The following is an 18,574-nucleotide window of genomic DNA, read 5'->3' as shown; positions in this document are numbered from 1 at the left end:
GAACAGGGTCAGCACGATATGCGCACGGCCCTGCCGGCCGCGCGCAGCGTCATTTCTCGACGATTTGCACGCGTATGCCGTTTGTAAGGATGGTGATTGTACCGGGTTCGTAATTCACGCCGGCAAATTGCAGCTGTTCGGGCTTGAAGGTGTAGATCGGATAGTTGGTCAGCAACTGCGTGGCGAGCACGGCCGCCGCGGCATTGATCTGCTGCGTGTAGGCCTGAGCCTGCCCGCTCACGCTGACGTTGTCGACGTTCGGCGACTTCAGCACGACCGACTTGCTGGCGGCGTCGTAGGCCAGTTCGCTCGACAGGGTGAATACACCGTCGACCGGTTGCGGCATGAACGGGCTCACGAGCCGCGCGTCGAGCTTCACCGAGACGCGGTTCGCGTCCGGGAGAAAGCCGATCACCGGATTGGTCAGCGCGACGTCGAACACTTGCGAAACCGTCCGCTGATACGGGAATTTGCGCTGCACCGCGTCCTGCACCTGCTGCTGCGAGAACGTGTAGTGCGAGGGGATGAATGGAAAGGTCGGCGTCGCGCAGGCCACCAGCGACACGGTGATGCCAAGCGCGGTGCAGCTTGCCAGCGCTGCAAGCAGGAAGCGGCGCCGGGTCGGCGCAGCGGGTCGAGTCATGCGAAATCTCCTGTGGAAGCCTTCTCGAGCATGCGGTTGCGTTTGGTCGCTCTGATTCGGATCAATGGATGACGTGGCGGTTCGCTCACGCGCGCTATCGGCGCACCGTCGGCTGTGGTTGAGTCTGCGTTTCAAGCTGCATGAGCCACGCGAGCGCTTCGCTGCGGCTCGTGCCGCACATTTCCATCTGCGGTTGCAGTCCGGAACAGCACGCCGGCCGCTCCGGCTGACCGAAGATCGCGCAGCGCAAATCGTCGCCGAGTTGCACGCAGCGCACGCCCGCGGGCTTGCCATTCGGCATGCCTGGGATCGGGCTCGAAATCGACGGCGCAATACAGCACGCGCCGCAATCGGGGCGGCACGCGTGACCGGCTACATGGAACGGGGACTCGCGCTTCACAACGCTATTCGGCACATCACTCACGACATTTTTCCTGAACTCGACAACACACAACGCCATACCAGACCCGCATTGTGCCACCGCATCCCGTGCGACCTTTTTACACAATCCGGAAGAGGGCCGCTCACATAAACTTGATAGATACGAAAGGCCACGCTCAAGAGGCGTCTGCGCTGTTCGATCCGGTGGTGCGAACCGCCGCCAGCTCTTGCCTCTTCCGCGGCGGCCGTCAAACTTGAGCCCCTCATGACCACCGCCAACACGCTATTCCGCCCTGACCTTCTCGCGAAATACAACGCGAACGGTCCACGGTATACGTCCTATCCGACCGCCCTGCAGTTCCACGACGAGTTCGATCCCGCCGACTATTTGCGCGCCGCCGCAGATCCAGGCGCTTCCGCCACCGATCTCTCGCTGTACTTCCACATCCCATTTTGCGACACCGTGTGCTTCTACTGCGGTTGCAATAAGGTCGCCACGAAAAACCGCGCTCACGCGCGTCCCTATGTCGAGCTCCTGAAGCACGAAATGGCTTTGCAGGCAGCATGTTTCGACACGCGACGCCCTGTGTCCCAATTGCATTGGGGCGGCGGCACACCCACGTTCCTGTCGCACGATGAAATGGCGGAACTGATGGCCTCGGCGCGCGAGCACTTCACGTTGCTGCCCGATACCGAAGGCGAATATTCGATCGAAGTCGATCCACGCGAAGCGTCGCCCGAGATCATTGCGCATTTACGTACGCTCGGCTTCAACCGGCTTAGTCTCGGCGTGCAGGATTTCGATCCGGTGGTGCAGCAGGCTATCAATCGCATTCAGCCGCTCGAAATGACCGCGTCGATGATGCAGGCCGCGCGTGACACGGGGTTCCACTCGATCGGCGTCGATCTGATTTACGGGCTGCCGCATCAAACAGTCGACAGCTTCAGCCGCACGCTCGACACGATGATCGAACTCGCGCCCGATCGCCTTTCGGTGTTCGCGTATGCGCATATGCCGCAGCTCTTCAAGATGCAACGGCAGATGGACGAGGCCGCGCTGCCTTCGCCCGCCGTACGCCTCGCGATCCTGCAACGGGTAGTCGAGCGGCTCACAGGCGCGGGCTATGTTTACATCGGCATGGATCACTTCGCGCTGCCCACCGACGAACTCGCGCGCGCGCAAGCGCAGCGCACGTTGCATCGCAATTTTCAGGGGTATAGCACGCGTGCGGAATGCGATCTGATCGGCTTCGGCGCGTCGTCGATCGGCAAAGTCGGCGACGTGTACGCGCAGAACGTCAAGGATCTGCCCGGTTATGCCACGGCAATCGATGCGAACAAGCTCGCGATCACGCGCGGCGTGCGCCTCACCGCGGACGACCGTCTGCGTCGCGATGTGATCACGCAGCTAATGTGCAATCTGGAACTGCGCTTCGATGAATTTGAAGCCGCATATGGCATCCGCTTCGCCGATACGTTCGAGCCGGAATTGGAGCGTTTGCGCGGCTTCGAGCAGGACGGGCTGGTGTCGGTGAGCGGCAGCAAGCTCGAAGTGCAGATGGCCGGGCGCATGCTCGTGCGTAATATCGCGATGGTGTTCGACCGCTATCTCGGCCAGCAGACGCTTGAACGGTTTTCACGCACGGTTTGATGGTTGAGCATACGAAGAAGGCAACCGGCTTGCCCGCCGTCGAATTTTCCGCCATAATCTGCGTCTTCGCCGCGCGGCCTCCTCTGGCGCGTGCGCTAGAAGACCTGCCCAGGTGGTGAAATTGGTAGACGCAGGGGACTCAAAATCCCCCGCCGCAAGGCGTGCCGGTTCGATTCCGGCCCTGGGCACCAAAAAAAGATTCAGGCAGTACCGTATAAAATCAAAAAGCCCCGCCCAGCAAAGCTGAGCGGGGCTTTTTGCGTTCCGCCGCAGATTGAAGCTCTTCTCGAAATTAGGCGATCCGACGCTCATGGCGCCGGCGCCCAATCTCTGCCTTATTGCCCTGCCACGCGCGCGCCGCCATGCATCGCTGCCCGCCGGCGTTTGAACACGTAGCCGGCCCACATCACGACCAGCCACGCCGGCACGAGCCACACCGACACCGACAAGCCCGGCGTCATCGCCAGAATCACGAGAATCAGCGCCATGAAGGCGAGGCAGATCCAGTTGCTGACCGGGAACCAGAACGACTTGAACACGAGCGTTTCGCCCGCCGCCACCATCGCCTTGCGCGACTTCAGATGCGTCAGGCTGATCAGTGCCCAGTTCAACACCAGCGCGGCCACCACCAGCGCCATCAGCAAACCAAGCGCTTCGGCCGGAATCAGATAGTTGACGATCACGCAGGTGAACGTGGCGAGCGCCGACAAACCGATCGCCATATACGGCACGCCACGCCGGTCCACCTTCATCAGTGCGCGCGGTGCGTTGCCTTGCTCCGCGAGACCGTAGAGCATGCGGCTATTCGCATATACGCCGCTGTTGTAGACCGACAGCGCCGCGGTCAGCACCACCACGTTGAGGATGTTCGCGGTCAGCGTCGAGCCGATCTGCGAGAAGATCATCACGAACGGACTGCCGCCGGCCGCGACCTGATTCCACGGATACAACGAGAGCAGCACCGCCAGTGAGCAGATGTAGAAAATCAGAATCCGGTAGATCACCTGATTCACGGCCTTCGGAATGCTCTTCTGCGGGTCGTCCGCTTCAGCAGCCGTAATGCCGATCAGTTCGAGGCCGCCGAACGAAAACATGATGACCGCGAGCATCATGAACAAACCATGAAAACCGTGCGGGAAAAACCCGCCGTCGGCCCAGAGATTGGTGATCGAGGCTTGCGGCCCACCATGGCCGCTGATCAGCAGATAACCCCCGAACAGGATCATGCCGATCACCGCCACGACCTTGATGATCGCAAACCAGAATTCGGTTTCGCCATACGCCTTGACGTTGGCGAGATTGATCGCATTGATGACGGCGAAGCACACCAGCGCCGATACCCACGTGGGCACCCCAGGCCACCAGTAATGCACGTAGGTGCCGACCGCGGTCAACTCGGCCATGCTCACGAGCACATACAGCACCCAGTAGTTCCAGCCGGACAGAAAGCCGGGAAAGTCGCCCCAATATTTGTACGCGAAGTGGCTGAACGAACCGGCGACCGGTTCCTGCGCGACCATTTCGCCAAGCTGCCGCATGATCATGAAGGCGATGATGCCGCCGATCGCGTAGCCGAGAATCATCGACGGCCCGGCTGCCTTTAACACGCTGGCGGAGCCGAGAAACAAGCCGGTGCCGATCGCCCCGCCCAACGCGATCAGCTGGATGTGGCGATTCTTAAGCCCGCGCTTCAGGCCGTCTTGCTGCTGTGCACTATTCAAAATTGCGCCCCAGTGTATGGATATCGATCACCCGATCAGACTTATGGTCCGCCCCGGCAGAACCTGAAATTTTACCGCGGCCGATATTACCTAAATACTGGGAGCAACCCGCGCTTGGTTCTGCGCCGCACTTAATAGCGAGGATAGTGATTGTCACTGGCGTGGGGCTTCTGTATGTTGCCCTAGTCGAGGTTTCAGCCTTCGGAGATTCAACATGTCGCTCAAACGTCTGCTTTGCGCCGCTGCTTTGTGTCTCTGCTTCGCTGGCGCGGGTGCCCTCGCGCAAACCGCGGCGCCCACGGCAGAACCCGCCGCCGAACCAGCCGACATGCCGGGCATGGAATCGAGCGCGCCCGAAGCGCCAGCGCCGCCGCCCGCAGCACCCGCGACTCCTGCCGCCACAGCCCCCACGTCCGCAGCCCCAGGAGCGAGTGCCGCCACACCATCCGCAGCGCCGATGACCGGCCCCGTACGCAACGTCGTGCTGGTTCATGGCGCTTTCGTCGACGGGTCGAGCTGGAACGGTGTCGTCGCGAAGTTGCAGCAGAAGGGCTATCACGTGAGTTCGGTGCAGAATCCGCTCACGTCGCTTGCCGACGATGTCGCCGCCACCCGTCGCGTTCTCGCACGCCAGGATGGGCCGACCATTTTGGTGGGGCATTCATGGGGTGGTGTCGTGATCACCGAAGCCGGCGCGAACGCGCCGAACGTCGCGGGCCTCGTCTACGTGGCGGCAATCGCGCCGGACCTGCATGAGTCGACGATGGACCTGATGAAACGCGCGGCGCCGATGCCCGCGGGTGAAGGCATCACTGCGGACTCGACGGGTTTCCTGTGGCTCGACCGCAGCAAGTATCACGCCGATTTCGCCGCCGACGTGCCAGAGAATCTGACGCGCGTGCTCTCCGCCGCGCAACAGCCGATCGCCGCAAAGGCATTCAGCGAAACGGTCAGTCAGGTGGCGTGGAAAGAAAAACCATCGTGGTACGTGCTGACCACCAGGGATCGCGCGGTGTCGCCCGCCGTCGAAAAATTCATGGCCGAGCGGATGGGGGCAAAGATCGTGCCGATCGCATCGAGCCATCTCGTGCCGGTGTCGCACGCGGGTGCTGTTGCGGATGTGATCGATCGTGCAGCGCGGGAGTTGAGCCGGCAACAGTAAGCAGCAGCGGGCTTGATACGTATGCGCGACGAGACGACTCGCGCATACGCTGCTGCAAGCAAACGCTTTGGCGCTTAAGCGCAATCAGGTTCACGCAAGCACCCTCAAACACCAAGGCGGATTTAAAGCACTAACGCGCTGCGACTCGCCCCCTCCTCAGCGCAGATTCGTATTCGCCAATTCGACCACCTCATCACCGCGGCCATTCAACACCGCCCGCAGCATATACAAACTGAACCCCTTCGCCTGGGCCCACTGAATCTTCGGCGGCAACGCGAGTTCGTGCTTCGCCGTCACCACATCGATCACCGCGGGTCCAGGATGTGCGAATGCCTCGCGCAACACGGGCTCGATGTTCTCCGACAATTCGACCCTCGCGCCATAGATCCCCGCGCCGCGCGCAATCGCCGCGAAGTCGGTCGCGGCGAGATCGGTGCCGCTTTCGAGGTAGCCGCCCGCCTTCATCTCCATCGCGACGAAGCCGAGCGTGCTGTTGTTGAACACGACCACCTTGATCGGCAGATTCAGTTGGCGTGCGGTGAGCAGATCACCGAGCAGCATCGACAGCCCGCCGTCGCCCGATAGTGAAATCACCTGGCGGCCCGGCTCCGCCGCTTGCGCGCCCAGCGCCTGCGGCATTGCATTAGCCATCGAGCCGTGATTGAACGAGCCATGCAAACTGCGCTTGCCGTTCATCGTCAGATAACGCGCGGCCCAGAGGGTCGGCGTGCCGACATCGGCAGAGAATACGGCGTCTTCGTTCGCCACCTTGTCGATGATGCTGGTCAGATATTGCGGATGAATCGCCCGGCCCGGATCGGATGGCCGGGCGAGATCGTCGAGGTCTTTGCGCGTGTCCGCATAGTGCTTGCGCGCGTTTTCGAGGAAGCGCCGATCGGTCTTGCGTTTGATCAACGGCAACAGCGCCTGCAAGGTCGCCTTGACATCGCCGACGAGGCCCAGTTTCAACGGCGCCCGCTTGCCGAGCGCGGAGCCGCGGCGATCGATCTGCACCACATTCCCGTGCGTCGGATAAAAGTTGCGATACGGGAAATCGGTACCGAGCATCACGAGCGTGTCGCATGACATCATCGCGTGATAGCCGGAGCTGAAACCGATCAGGCCGGTCATGCCGACGTCGAACGGATTGTCCCACTCCACGTATTGCTTGCCGCGCAATGCATGCACGGTGGGCGCGCCGAGTTGATCGGCGAAGGCCACCACTTCGTCGTGCGCGTCCGCGCAGCCGCTGCCGCACAGCAGCGTCACGCCGCCGGCCTGATTCAGCATATCGGCGAGCCGGTCGAGATCCGCGCCGGAGGGCACCACCGTCGAGCGTTCAAGCGTACCTGCCCACGCCGGCGTTTCGTCGGGTGCCTCGCCGAGCGCGACGTCGCCCGGCAGCACGATTACCGCGACGCCGCGCTCTTCGATCGCCGTGCGCATGGCGCGAGCCAGCACGCGCGGAAACTGCGACGGGTTCGTCACCAGCTCGACGTAGTGGCTGCACTCCTTGAACAACTCCTGGGGATGGGTTTCCTGGAAATAACCGAGGCCGATTTCCGATGACGGAATGTGCGCGGCGATCGCGAGCACGGGTTGATGATTACGATGACAGTCGTACAGGCCGTTGATCAGATGCAGGTTGCCGGGACCGCAACTGCCCGCGCAGACGGCGAGCTTGCCGGTGGCCGCCGCATCGGCGCCGGCGGCAAAGGCCGCGACCTCTTCATGGCGCGTATGCATCCAGCGAATCGAACCGAGCCGTTGCAAGCTATCCGACAGGCCGTTCAGGCTGTCGCCCGTCACGCCCCAAATCCGTTCGACGTCTGCTGCCGCCAGTGTTCTGGCCAGATAATCCGCGATAGTCTGCTTACCCATGCTGTACTCCGCTAAGTGAGAAAGACGGCACCTCTGGAATGCCAGAGAGTACCGCTTCCTCGCAAAACGTGTCACCGCGCGGGCAGCTTTTTATCGAAACGTAAGCATGGGGAACCGCCGCGTTTGCAGGGCACTCGTGCCTCGTCACCCAGCTCAGCGCAGCATGAACGACATCGCCGAGAGACAGTTCAGCATGCGCACCGCATGTTCCGCCGATTCGGCACTAAAACGCAACGTGACGGCATCGATGCGTGTGAGCGTCGGCCATTGGCAGAACAGATCGGCAAGCGCGGTAGTTTGCACACGCAACTCGCAGTCGACGGGTTTCGCGGCCGCGCGCGTGGCTTGCGGTGCGTGACCCTTGTCGATGTAGTGCCGCACCACTTCGCGCGCGGCACTTTCAATTGCATCACGAGCGCTTGCCGGCGTTTGCGTGACACCGCTCGCATGCCCTGTCGCGCTCTTGGTGACGACAAAACGTGCGCCGGGAAAACGCGGTGCGGTTTCTTCCGCGAATACATCGTCGCCGGATAAAAGCGCTACCTGTGCGCCATATTCTTCAGCCAGCGCTCCATACAATCCTGCCTCGCCCACTTCGACGCCATTCAGCGAGACGCGCGCAAACGCGAAGCTGTTGATCGTATGCGAGAGAATGCCGCGCGTTTGCGACCTCGCGTGATAGCCGATCATGAAGACCAGTGCCGCGCCGTATTCGAGGCCGGCCATCATGCCGAGCGTACGCGGTTTGCCGAGTATCACCTGGGCGCGTGCGTCGAGCAGATCGGGCAGGAGATTGCGGAAGCCGCCATGCGAATCATTGATCCACACATGCGTCGCGCCGCCTGCGAACGCGCCTTCAATTGCGGCATTGGCTTCGAGTGTCATCCAGCGGCGTGCGGCTTCGTATTCACCGTTGCCCGCGCGTGTTTGCTCGGAATGAAACACGCCGGCGACGCCTTCGATGTCGGCAGAAATCAGGACTTTCATCAGGGATGGTTACTTGAGAAGTTGAGCCAGGTCGGGTGCGGTGTCGCGCAGCGATAGACGTTGATGGCTGTCGCGGCCTGTGACGGAAGTCGCGCGCCATAGTGCATCGAGGATTGCCTGCTCGACACTGTCCGCGCAGGCACGGAACAGCGGATCGAGGCGTGCGTCGGCGAGCACTGGCGGTAGCGCGACAAAATCGGATTCCTGAGGCACGGTGTAGGCCGTGGAAAACGCCAACGCGATGTCGCCGCTGCCGTGGCCGTACACCGAACCGGTTCGTGCGAGACCGGCCGCGGCGCGCAATGACAGCCGCTTGAGCTGGCGTGCATCGAGCGGCGCGTCGGTGGCGACGATCATGATGATCGAGCCTTGCTCGGGTTGTGCGGCAGATTTGGCTGCGCGTTCGGCCAACACGCGGCCAAGCGGCGTGCCGTCGATCGTCAGCATCGGCAGGCGGCCGAAGTTCGCCAACACAAGCGCGCCAACCGTATAGCGCTGCCCTGCTACGTCGACCACGCGTGAAGCATTGCCAATGCCGCCTTTCAGATCGAAGCACGACATGCCACGGCCTGCACCAACCGAACCGCTTGCGACGTCAACGCCTGCTGCTTCACATGCAACAGTGAAATGCTGTTCGCTTACCGCCAACGCCTGAATATCGTTCAGGTATCCGTCGTTACATTCGAACACCAGCGGATTGACCGTCGACCATTCGCGCCCGATTTGCGGATTGGCGTGAATTGCTGCGCGAATCTGCGCTTGTGCAACGGCGGCGACGCCAAACGTATTGGTCAACGCAATCGGCGTCTCCAGCACGCCGAGTTCTTCGACCTGGACGAGTCCGATGCTTTTACCAAACCCGTTGATCACCGAAGCAGCCGCAGGCACCTTGTTCAGAAACGGATCGCCACGGTGCGGATGAATCACGGTCACGCCGGTTTGCACGGCACCTTCATCCAGTGTGCAATGTCCCACCGTCACGCCTTCTACGTCGGCAATCGTCCCACGCGGGCCGCTCGGCAACACACCGATATGCGGTGTGCTTTCAACTGCGGTTTCAGCAAAACTCATGACCGGTCGAGCTTCGGATCGAGCGCATCGCGCAAACCGTCGCCGAGCAGATTGAATGCCAGCACGGTGAGGAAAATCGCCAGACTCGGAAACAGCGCAATATGCGGCGCGGTGACCATATCGGCACGCGCTTCGTTGAGCATCGCGCCCCACTCAGGCGTCGGCGGTTGCGCGCCGAGTCCGAGAAACGACAGGCTCGCCGCCGTGATGATCGAGGTACCGATTCGCATCGTGAAGTACACGACGATCGACGAAATCGTCCCCGGCAGAATATGCCGCACGATGATGGTCCAGTCCGATGCGCCGATGCTGCGCGCCGCTTCGATATAGGTGAGTTGCTTGAGCATCAGCGTATTCCCGCGCACGAGCCGTGCAAACGCCGGAATGCTGAAAATCGCCACCGCGCAGATCACATTGATCATGCCGTTGCCGAGAATCGCAACCACCCCGATCGCCAGCAGAATGCCCGGAAACGCGAACAGCACATCGGCGACGCGCATCGTAATGCGATCCCACCAGCCTTCGTAGTAACCGGCCAGCAAACCGAAGAACGTGCCGATTACCGCGCCGATCGCCACCGACAGAAAACCGGCCTCGAGCGAAATACGCGAACCCGCCAGAATGCGGCTGAAAATATCACGGCCCAGCGAATCGACACCAAACCAGTGCGCGACCGAGGGCCCAGCGTTCAACGCGTCGTAGTCGAAGAAATTCTCCGGGTCGTACGGCACGATATGCGGTGCGAGAATCGCAACCAGGATCAACAGCAGCACGAAAATGCCGGCGGCAAGCGCCACATGCTGCTTACGGAATTTGCGCCAGAATTCGCTCCACGGTGTGCGGATCGTGTTTTCTACGAGGGCGGCCTTGGCCGCATTCGCCTCGGTGGCTGAGATGCTCATGCGGGCCTCACTTGAAACGGATGGTCGGATTGATGACGGCGTACAGCACGTCCACAACCAGATTGATGATGATGAATTCCAGCGAGAACAACAGCACTTCCGCCTGAATCACCGGATAGTCACGCATCGTAACGGAGTCCACCAGCAGGCGTCCGAGGCCCGGCCAGTTGAACACCACTTCGACCACAATCGAACCGCCCAACAGAAAACCGAATTGCAGCCCCATCATCGTGATGACGGGAATCATCGCATTGCGCAGGCAGTGTTTGACGATCACGAGCCACTCGGGCACACCTTTCGCGCGGGCAGTTCGCACGAAGTCTTCGTTCATCACTTCGACGAACGAAGCACGCGTGAAGCGCGCCATGACCGCCGCCACTGCCGCGCCGAGTGTGAGCGAGGGCAGCACGTAGCTCTTCCATGAACCGTCGCCGACGATTGGCAGCCAGCCGAGTTTCACCGAAAAGACTTCCATCAGCAGCATGCCGAGGGCGAAGGCAGGAAACGAAATGCCCGACACCGCCAGCGTCATGCCGAGCCGGTCCGGCCAACGATTTCGCCACACTGCCGAGACGATGCCGATGCCCATGCCAAGCACCACCGCCCACACCATGCTGGTGAGCGTGAGCAGCAGGGTCGGCATGAAGCGCTCACCGATCTCCTGGCTGACCGGTCGCTTGCTGCGCGTGGACGTGCCGAAGTCGCCATGTGCGATCTTCACGAAAAAGTTGACGAATTGCTGCGGCATCGGCTTATCAAGACCGAGGTCGGCACGCACCAGCGCAACCGTCGCTTCATCCGCTTCGGGACCGGCAGCGAGGCGCGCCGGATCACCGGGCAACAGATGCACGAACAGAAAAACCAGCACGGCGACGATGAAGAGCGTCGGCAGCAGGCCAAAGATACGTTTGACGAGGAAGTTCAGCATGAAACCAATCCGGCAATAATGCGGGCAACGAAGAATCGTTAGAAAGCAGCCACCCGGCCGGCGTGCTCGTTGGGGACACGCCGCGCCGAACGGTCAGCTCATCACTTGATCGCGATCTCGTCGAAATTGAACGAGCCGTCCGGCGCCACATACGCGCCCGACAAACGCTTGCTGCGCGCGTACACAACCTTTTCCTTGACGAGGAAGATCCACGGTGCGTCGGCCCAGATGCGTTTTTGCGCGTCAGTGTAGAGCGCGGCCTTCTTCGTGCGGTCGGTGGTTTCGAGCGCCTGCTTCAGATCGCTGTCAACGGTATCGTTCTTGTAATACGCGGTGTTGACCATCTTCGGCGGGAACGAGGACGACGCGAGCAGCGGCGAAATCGCCCAGTCCGCTTCACCCGTCGACGACGACCAGCCGATGTAGTACATCCGCACCGGTGCGGTCGCCGGGTCCTGCGCGCTTTCCACCTTTGCGACGCGTTGACCCGCTTCGAGTGCTTCGACCTGCGCCTTGATGCCGACTTGCGCCAGTTGCTGCTGCACGAACTGAATCACCTTCTGTGCGGTCGAGTAGTTATACCCGGACCACAGTGTCGTTTCGAAACCGTTCGGATAACCGGCTTCCTTCAGCAGCTCGCGCGCCTTGGCTGGATCGTACGGCCAGGGGCCGAGCTTCACGGCGTAGTCGACACCTTGCGGCACCACACCATCAGCCGGCGTCGCGTAACCGGCGAACGCGACCTTCGTCAGCGCGTCCTTGTTGACCGCATAGTTCAGCGCTTCACGCACCTTCGGGTTGTCGAACGGCTTCTGGTTGACGTTCAGGCTGATATAGCGCTGGATGATCGACGGCGATGCGATCAGATCGACCTTCGGGCTCGACTGCAATTGCGCCGCCTGTTCGAACGGCACCTGGAACGCGAAGTCCGCTTCCCCGGTGCGCATCAACGCAGCGCGCGTGTTGTTGTCGACCACCGGCTTCCAGTCGATTGCATCGACCTTCGGATAGCCTTTCTTCCAGTAGCCAGCGAACTTCTTCACCGTCAGGTCGCCTGCCGGGTCCCACTTCACCAGTTCGAACGGGCCTGTGCCGACCGGATGAAACGCGATGTCCTTACCGTACTTCTTCAGCGCATCGGGAGAAATCATGACCGCCGACGGATGCGCCAACACGTTGACGAACGCCGAAAACGGCGTCTTCAGGGTGATCTTCACAGTGTACGGATCGACCACTTCGGTCTTCTCGATACGGTTGAACATGTTGTAGCGCTTGAGCTTGTTCGCCGGATCGGTCACGCGGTCGAAGTTCGCTTTGACCGCAGCGGCGTTGAAATCAGTGCCGTCCTGAAACTTCACGCCGTGACGCAGCTTGAACGTGTAAACCTTCGCATCCGGACTCGCTTCGTAGCTATCGGCCAGCACATTGACCAGCTTCATGTCCTTGTCGAAACCGAACAGGCCTTGATAGAACGACTTGGCAACGGCTTGCGACAGCGTGTCGTTAGCATCGTACGGATCGAGCGTCGTGAAGGTTGATGCAACGGCCATCACGGCCGTCGTATCAGCGTGCGCCACATTGCCCGCGAGCATCGCGAACACCATCGCGCCGCCGCTGACCAGCGCGCGCAAACGAAACGGAGAAGACGGGACCAGCAGGTTCATGAGGTTGGCTCCAGGCTGCGAATTGAAACAGGGTTATGTGCTGCGAGAGAAAGTTCTTTAATTCAGGTTCGGTGCTTTGTTCAGTTCTACGTTCGGGCTTGTGTTCACGTCTGGTTCTAGTAAGCCCCGCCGACTCGATGCTGGGCCACGAAATGGTCCGGTCCAACTGCAACCAGCGGCGCCACGACCGGTTCGTCGTTCAGCGCGCGGATCGGGCTCGGAATCTCATCGGCGGCGAGCATGCGTTTCGCGTGACGGCGCGCCGGATCGGCAACCGGCACCGCGCCCATGAGTTTCTTCGTATACGGATGCTGCGGCGCTTCGAACACCGCGCGGCGCGGACCGATCTCGACGATCTGACCGAGATACATCACCGCCACGCGATGGCTGACGCGCTCCACCACCGCCATATCGTGCGAAATGAACAGATACGCGACACCCAGTTCGCGTTGCAGATCGAGCATCAGGTTAACGATTTGCGCCTGCACGGAGACGTCCAGCGCGGAGACGGATTCGTCCGCGATCACGACTTTCGGATTCAGTGCGAGCGCGCGCGCGATCGCGATGCGTTGCCGTTGGCCGCCCGAAAATTCGTGCGGATAGCGGCGCGCGGCTTCGGGCGGCAAGCCGACTTTTTCGAGCAGCCACGCAACCCGTGCCTGGGCCTCCGCGCCTTGAGCGACGCCATGCACGAGCAGCGGCTCCATAATCGAGAAGCCGACCGTCAAGCGTGGATTCAGCGAAGCGAACGGGTCCTGGAAAATGAACTGGATATCGCGGCGCAGCGCTTGCAACGCCGGGCCGGTGAGCGCGCTGATTTCCTTGCCGTCGAATTCGATCGAACCGCTCTGGCTTTCCACCAGACGCAGCAACGAACGACCCGTTGTCGATTTACCGCAACCCGACTCGCCGACCAGCGCCAGCGTTTCACCCGGCCGCAAATCAAAGCTGACTTTCTCGACCGCATGCACGCGACCGGTCAAGCGTCCGAACACACCGCTCTTGACCGGAAAGCGCGTGATCAGATCACGCACGCGCAGAATCGGCGGCGTGCTGTCATGGATCACGGGTTGGCTTTCGTGCGCGACAGCGGCTGCGGGACGAACGGGTTCGTCGACGCCGGTGAGCGCTGCCTGCTCGACGGTCAGAATCGGAAACTTGGCGGGCTGATCGGTGCCCTGCATTGCGCCGAGGCGCGGAACCGCAGCGAGCAAGGCCTTCGTATAGGGATGCGAAGGCGCGGCAAACAGCGTATCCGACGGACCCTCTTCCACTTTCTCGCCGCGATACATCACCAGCACGCGATCGGCCACTTCGGCCACCACCCCCATGTCGTGCGTGATGAAGATCACGCCCATGTTCATCTCGTCCTGCAGGCCGCGAATCAATTGCAGGATCTGCGCCTGAATCGTTACGTCGAGCGCGGTGGTCGGTTCGTCGGCGATCAACAGCGCGGGCTTGCACGACAGCGCCATTGCGATCATCACGCGCTGACGCATGCCGCCCGATAGCTGATGCGGAAAACGAGCCGCCACCCGGCGCGCTTCCGGAATGCGCACGAGTTCGAGCAGACGCAGCGTTTCGGCGTGCGCGGCCGAACGACTCTTTCCCTGATGCAAGGCAATCGCCTCGCTGATCTGGTCGCCAACCGTGAACACCGGATTGAGCGAAGTCATCGGCTCCTGGAAAATCATCGCGATGTCGGCGCCACGAATCGAACGCATCGTGCCGGACGACGCTTTCGCGAGGTCGATCACGCTGCCGTCGCGGCGCCGGAATGCGATGCTGCCACCGGCAAGGCGCCCACCGCCATGCTCGATCAGCCGCATCAAGGCAAGCGATGTCACCGATTTGCCCGAACCCGATTCACCGACGATCGCCAGCGTCTCGCCACGCTCGACCGTCAACGAGAGATTGCGCACTGCGTTGAAAGTCTTGTCGCCACTGCGAAATGCAACCGACAGATCGTCGACCGCAAGCACGCGTTGCGGCGGCAAAGTTTCGGTAAGCGGGCGAGCGGTGTGCGATGAAGTCGGCACGATGGTTCCTTTGGATTCGGACGCAGCTAACGGTGATTCAAACGAAAATTCAAGCGGCAGTTCAAGCGACAGCGCAGCGAGAAAGCATTAGCGATAAATCGCCGTCACCGGCGCCTCGCCGACCCGCGCAAATCCGCGATACATGCCCTCGGTGTTGAACGGCAGCGTGACGTTGCCACGCGCATCGACGGCGATCAGTCCGCCGCGTCCATCGATCTTCGGCAAACGGTTCATCACCACGTCGTGCGCCGCTTCCTCGAGTGAGACGTTGCGGTAGGCCATCTGCGCCGCGACGTCGTACGCAGCGACCATGCGCATGAACATCTCGCCGGAGCCCGTGGTCGAGACCGCGCAAGTTGCATCGTCTGCATAGCAGCCGGCGCCTATCAGCGGCGTATCGCCAACCCGGCCGACCTGCTTGTTGGTGACGCCGCCCGTCGAAGTCGCAGCGGCCACGTGGCCATGCTGATCGAGCGCGACCGCGCCCACGGTGCCGAACTTACGATTCGGATCGATCGGCTCATGCGGGGTGGGGTCATCATTTTCTGAGGCCAGCGTCGCGCCATCGTGATCGAGCATCGCGCGCTGCTGACCACGCGCGAGTTGCCATTGGCGATGACGCGCTTCGGTATGGAAATACTCCGGCTCGACGAATTCGAGTCCCTGTGCGGCCGCGAAGGCTTCCGCGCCTTCGCCCGTAAACAGCACGTGTTCGCTACGTTCGAGTACGCGGCGCGCCGCCAGAATCGGATTGCGTATGCGCGTCACGCAGCAGATCGCACCGGCGTCGAGCGAACTGCCGTCCATAATGGCCGCGTCGAGTTCATGCGTGCCGGCCGCGGTGTAGACCGCGCCACGGCCCGCGTTGAAGAGGGGGCAGTCTTCGAGCAGACGCACGGCTTCGCTGACAGCATCGAGGGCGCTGCCGCCGTCGGTGAGGACGCGCTGGCCCGCGCTCAGCACGGCGTGCAAGGCTGCGTGATAGTCGGCTTCGGCGCTGGCCGACATCGACGCGCGCAGGATCGTACCTGCCCCGCCGTGAATGGCAATGACTGCGTTGGTGTTCATTTTTTGGCTTTCGTAGTGCGGGTGGTGCGAGTAGAAGCGCGCGCGGACTGCTCAGCAGTGCTGGACGGTGCGGCTTGTGGGTCGGCTTGTGGGTCGGTAAGCCAGGGCAAGACAAATTCGCTGACGCCGGCGGCGGCCTTGACCGAGCGTTGGGCGCGATACGCGACCGCGTCGCAGAGGGCTTCGATCACGGCCAGCACGGCGGAATCGGCATTGGCCGCAAGCCGCCGTTCCGAGCGGATATAGAGCGCGAGATCGGCGAATTGTGCGAGCGGCGAGCGCGGACTGTCGGTTAGCGCAAGCACGCGCGCGCCGCGTCCTGCCGCACGCCGGGAGAGTTCGATGGTGTCTTCGACATAACGCGGAAACGCGATGCCGATCACCAGATCGCCGTCGTCCGCGGTGAACAGACGCCGCGCGGCATGCGAAGGTCCGCCGATCAGCGCGAGCGACTGCACGTTGTCGTGATACGGCATCAAGCCGTGTTCCATCAAACCGGCGAGAAACGCGCTGGCCCCATAGCCGAGCACGAACACGCGGCGCGCAGCGATGATCGCTTCAACGGCTGCTTCGGCTGCAGCGCTGTCGATCGCGGTGCGTGTGGAATGGAGATTGGCCGCCGCCTGTTCGAGCAGCGCATCGAGCAGCGCGTCACCGGAGGCGAGCGACTCCTGCGCGCTTCGCAGCCGCTCAACCGGCGCGAGCGTCGCTTCGAAGCCGCGCACGAGCGCTTCACGAAACTGCGGATAACCGTCGAAGCCAAGCGCGCGGGCAAAGCGATTCGCTGTCGCCACCGACGCCCCAACCACGCTCGCCAGCTCGTCGATCCGCATGGTCGCCGCGCGGAACAGATTCGCCAGCACGTATTCACCCATGCGCCGATGGATCGGCGTGAGGGTTGGCATTGCTACGGCGATGCGCGCGGCGATAGCCTGCTCGGCGGGGTTCGAAGCAACGGACGAGTGATGGATCATGCGAGCGAGCCGGCGCGGTGGCGCGGCGACTGTAATCAAAATGAATGAAAGTATATTTACATAGAAATCCCATCAAAAAAAATTCATTTTCATTTTCGAGGGTTTTCACGGATGACCGGCGGTGCGGCGGCGCGCCCCATAGCCATCCGATGAAAACCAGTTTTCATTGCGCGATCGCGGCCCCCGCGGGAATGTGCGCAAGCCGTGCCGCCGGCGACGTGACAATGATCAGCGCCTGCACAAGAAAAGCCGCGGCAGCCGCGACCAGACACGCGTCCATCCCCCAGCGCGCGCTGATCGCCGCACCGAGCAACGCGCCCAGCGGCCGCGCCCCATAGGTCGTCGTGCTGTTGAGCGCCGAGACGCGGCCCATCATCCGTTCGGGCGTAATCGCCTGGCGCAGCGTGGTCGAACCCACCACCCACAAAATCGGTCCGGCGCCGAGCAGAAAGAAGCTGAGCATCGCCAGCCAGAACGACGGCACGAGGATCGTCGCGACCATCACGAGCGAGGCAAGCAGACCGCATGTCGGCCCGATGATCAGCACGCGTCCGAACGCGAGGCGCCGCGCGATAGCCGGTGCGGCGAGCGCGCCGCACACCATGCCGACGCCATAAGCGCCGAGCGTCACGCCGACCATCGACGCGCTCAGTCCCAAACGATGGACGGCGTACGGCACATACACCGCTTGCAGCACGAAGAAACCGAGGTTGAAGAAGATCGCGGTGGCGAGCATCGGACGCAGCAGCGCGTCGCGCAGCACGAAGCGCGCACCGTCACGCAGTTCCAGCAGGAAGTGCCGCTGGGAAGCGGCCGCTCGCGGCGGTTCGCGCAGCCCCGCCAGCAACGCGACGGCCAGTGCGGATAGCCCGGCCGCGCAGCCATACGCCCATCCCGCGCCGATCCAGCCGACCAGCACGCCACCGAGCGCCGGCCCCGCCGAATACGCGACGCTGCGCGCCAGTTCGAGCCGGCCGTTGGCCTGGGCGTACGCCTCGCGCGGCACGATCGACGGCACCAGCGAAGGCGCGGCAACGTTGTAAGCCACCGTGCCGGTTGCGGCAATGAAGCCGAGTGCGGCGAGCAGCGACAAGCTCAGCGAATGCGTCATCACCAGCAGCAGCACGCATAGCATCGCGACCACGCGCACGCTTTCGGCAAGCGTCATCAACGTGCGGCGCGAGCGGCGGTCAGCCCATACACCGAGTGGAATCGACAGCAGGAGAAACGGCAGCGTCTGCGCGGTTTGCAGCAGGCCCGTCTCGCGCGCGCCGGCGCCGAGCGCGAACACGGCGACGAGCGGCGCAGCGGCCAGGCTGGCCTGCTCAGCGGATTGTGCGACCAGATTCGACCATGCGAGCCGCTGGAACGCGGGCGGCAGACGGATCGCGGATGAAGACAGGGAAGAGGACGTGGCGTGCATCGATCAACTCCTGCGACGGGATGTGGGAAGACCATCGTGGTCGCTATGACGCCGCGCGGCGCTCCGCTTCTTGCGGTGT

General features: G+C 62.3%; 15 protein-coding genes and 1 tRNA gene. 3 read left to right on the top strand and 13 right to left on the bottom strand.

The genetic code is table 11. The features are described from left to right. Positions 1-49: 49 nt before the first annotated feature. Positions 50-643 carry a DUF1439 domain-containing protein gene (locus tag ACUN0E_RS24205; protein WP_445568174.1) on the bottom strand — a complete coding sequence of 198 codons (594 nt, stop codon included), beginning with the start codon at positions 641-643 and terminating at the stop codon, positions 50-52. Positions 644-737: 94 nt separating this feature from the next. Further along, positions 738-1,103, bottom strand: coding sequence for a YkgJ family cysteine cluster protein (locus ACUN0E_RS24200; protein ID WP_408394146.1), 366 nt, complete (start codon positions 1,101-1,103; stop codon positions 738-740). Positions 1,104-1,289: 186 nt separating this feature from the next. On the opposite strand from ACUN0E_RS24200, the gene hemN reads away from it, so the two are divergent. Continuing rightward, entirely contained in the window at positions 1,290-2,675 is a 1,386-nt protein-coding gene (gene hemN / locus ACUN0E_RS24195) for an oxygen-independent coproporphyrinogen III oxidase (protein ID WP_445568173.1), read from the top strand. A 106-nt stretch (positions 2,676-2,781) separates the two neighbouring features. Beyond that, a tRNA-Leu gene (locus tag ACUN0E_RS24190) sits at positions 2,782-2,866 on the top strand. Between the two features lie 144 nt (positions 2,867-3,010). Here ACUN0E_RS24190 and ACUN0E_RS24185 read toward each other — a convergent pair. Further along, entirely contained in the window at positions 3,011-4,396 is a 1,386-nt protein-coding gene (locus tag ACUN0E_RS24185) for an amino acid permease (protein ID WP_408222585.1), read from the bottom strand. A 214-nt stretch (positions 4,397-4,610) separates the two neighbouring features. Here ACUN0E_RS24185 and ACUN0E_RS24180 point away from each other — a divergent pair, with 214 nt between their 5' ends. Continuing rightward, positions 4,611-5,558 (top strand): alpha/beta fold hydrolase, encoded by a 948-nt coding sequence (locus ACUN0E_RS24180; RefSeq protein WP_445568172.1) that lies wholly within the window; start codon positions 4,611-4,613, stop codon positions 5,556-5,558. 156 nt (positions 5,559-5,714) lie between these two features. Here ACUN0E_RS24180 and poxB read toward each other — a convergent pair whose 3' ends face one another. The 10 genes from poxB to ACUN0E_RS24130 form a co-directional block, all read right to left on the bottom strand. Further along, on the bottom strand, positions 5,715-7,439 hold the full coding sequence (gene poxB, locus ACUN0E_RS24175; protein ID WP_408222589.1) for a ubiquinone-dependent pyruvate dehydrogenase: 1,725 nt from the start codon (positions 7,437-7,439) through the stop codon (positions 5,715-5,717). A 153-nt stretch (positions 7,440-7,592) separates the two neighbouring features. Further along, positions 7,593-8,426 (bottom strand): M55 family metallopeptidase, encoded by an 834-nt coding sequence (locus tag ACUN0E_RS24170; RefSeq protein WP_445568171.1) that lies wholly within the window; start codon positions 8,424-8,426, stop codon positions 7,593-7,595. 9 nt (positions 8,427-8,435) lie between these two features. Continuing rightward, positions 8,436-9,497: a DmpA family aminopeptidase gene (locus ACUN0E_RS24165; RefSeq protein ID WP_445568170.1), complete on the bottom strand. Its 1,062-nt coding sequence runs from the start codon at positions 9,495-9,497 to the stop codon at positions 8,436-8,438. Next, positions 9,494-10,399: a glutathione ABC transporter permease GsiD gene (gene gsiD, locus ACUN0E_RS24160; protein WP_445568169.1), complete on the bottom strand. Its 906-nt coding sequence runs from the start codon at positions 10,397-10,399 to the stop codon at positions 9,494-9,496. The genes ACUN0E_RS24165 and gsiD overlap by 4 nt, the downstream gene beginning before the upstream one ends. A 7-nt stretch (positions 10,400-10,406) precedes the next feature. Continuing rightward, positions 10,407-11,327 carry a glutathione ABC transporter permease GsiC gene (gene gsiC, locus ACUN0E_RS24155; protein ID WP_445568168.1) on the bottom strand — a complete coding sequence of 307 codons (921 nt, stop codon included), beginning with the start codon at positions 11,325-11,327 and terminating at the stop codon, positions 10,407-10,409. Positions 11,328-11,428: 101 nt separating this feature from the next. Continuing rightward, on the bottom strand, positions 11,429-12,991 hold the full coding sequence (gene gsiB, locus ACUN0E_RS24150; protein ID WP_445568167.1) for a glutathione ABC transporter substrate-binding protein GsiB: 1,563 nt from the start codon (positions 12,989-12,991) through the stop codon (positions 11,429-11,431). Positions 12,992-13,107: 116 nt separating this feature from the next. Then, positions 13,108-15,030: a dipeptide ABC transporter ATP-binding protein gene (locus ACUN0E_RS24145; protein ID WP_445568166.1), complete on the bottom strand. Its 1,923-nt coding sequence runs from the start codon at positions 15,028-15,030 to the stop codon at positions 13,108-13,110. An 87-nt stretch (positions 15,031-15,117) separates the two neighbouring features. Further along, complete coding sequence (locus ACUN0E_RS24140; protein WP_445568165.1) at positions 15,118-16,098, bottom strand: isoaspartyl peptidase/L-asparaginase family protein; 981 nt, start codon at positions 16,096-16,098, stop codon at positions 15,118-15,120. Further along, the gene (locus tag ACUN0E_RS24135) at positions 16,095-17,072 is read right to left on the bottom strand and encodes a MurR/RpiR family transcriptional regulator (protein WP_408394329.1); all 978 of its coding nucleotides are present in this window, start codon (positions 17,070-17,072) and stop codon (positions 16,095-16,097) included. The genes ACUN0E_RS24140 and ACUN0E_RS24135 overlap by 4 nt, the downstream gene beginning before the upstream one ends. A 163-nt stretch (positions 17,073-17,235) precedes the next feature. Beyond that, positions 17,236-18,495, bottom strand: a complete 1,260-nt coding sequence (locus ACUN0E_RS24130) for an MFS transporter (RefSeq protein WP_445568164.1) — start codon at positions 18,493-18,495, stop codon at positions 17,236-17,238. Between the last annotated feature and the right edge of the window lie 79 nt (positions 18,496-18,574).

The organism is Paraburkholderia sp. D1E (assembly GCF_052682275.1).
This window is presented reverse-complemented; position numbering and strand designations above follow the sequence as displayed.

Coding starts and splice junctions, on each gene's coding strand:
- ACUN0E_RS24130 (WP_445568164.1), bottom strand. CDS start 18,495: ATGCACGCCACGTCCTCTTCCCTGTCTTCATCCGCGATCCGTCTGCCG.
- gsiD (WP_445568169.1), bottom strand. CDS start 10,399: ATGAGCATCTCAGCCACCGAGGCGAATGCGGCCAAGGCCGCCCTCGTA.
- ACUN0E_RS24165 (WP_445568170.1), bottom strand. CDS start 9,497: ATGAGTTTTGCTGAAACCGCAGTTGAAAGCACACCGCATATCGGTGTG.
- gsiC (WP_445568168.1), bottom strand. CDS start 11,327: ATGCTGAACTTCCTCGTCAAACGTATCTTTGGCCTGCTGCCGACGCTC.
- ACUN0E_RS24170 (WP_445568171.1), bottom strand. CDS start 8,426: ATGAAAGTCCTGATTTCTGCCGACATCGAAGGCGTCGCCGGCGTGTTT.
- ACUN0E_RS24135 (WP_408394329.1), bottom strand. CDS start 17,072: ATGATCCATCACTCGTCCGTTGCTTCGAACCCCGCCGAGCAGGCTATC.
- poxB (WP_408222589.1), bottom strand. CDS start 7,439: ATGGGTAAGCAGACTATCGCGGATTATCTGGCCAGAACACTGGCGGCA.
- hemN (WP_445568173.1), top strand. CDS start 1,290: ATGACCACCGCCAACACGCTATTCCGCCCTGACCTTCTCGCGAAATAC.
- gsiB (WP_445568167.1), bottom strand. CDS start 12,991: ATGAACCTGCTGGTCCCGTCTTCTCCGTTTCGTTTGCGCGCGCTGGTC.
- ACUN0E_RS24205 (WP_445568174.1), bottom strand. CDS start 643: ATGACTCGACCCGCTGCGCCGACCCGGCGCCGCTTCCTGCTTGCAGCG.
- ACUN0E_RS24180 (WP_445568172.1), top strand. CDS start 4,611: ATGTCGCTCAAACGTCTGCTTTGCGCCGCTGCTTTGTGTCTCTGCTTC.
- ACUN0E_RS24140 (WP_445568165.1), bottom strand. CDS start 16,098: ATGAACACCAACGCAGTCATTGCCATTCACGGCGGGGCAGGTACGATC.
- ACUN0E_RS24200 (WP_408394146.1), bottom strand. CDS start 1,103: ATGGCGTTGTGTGTTGTCGAGTTCAGGAAAAATGTCGTGAGTGATGTG.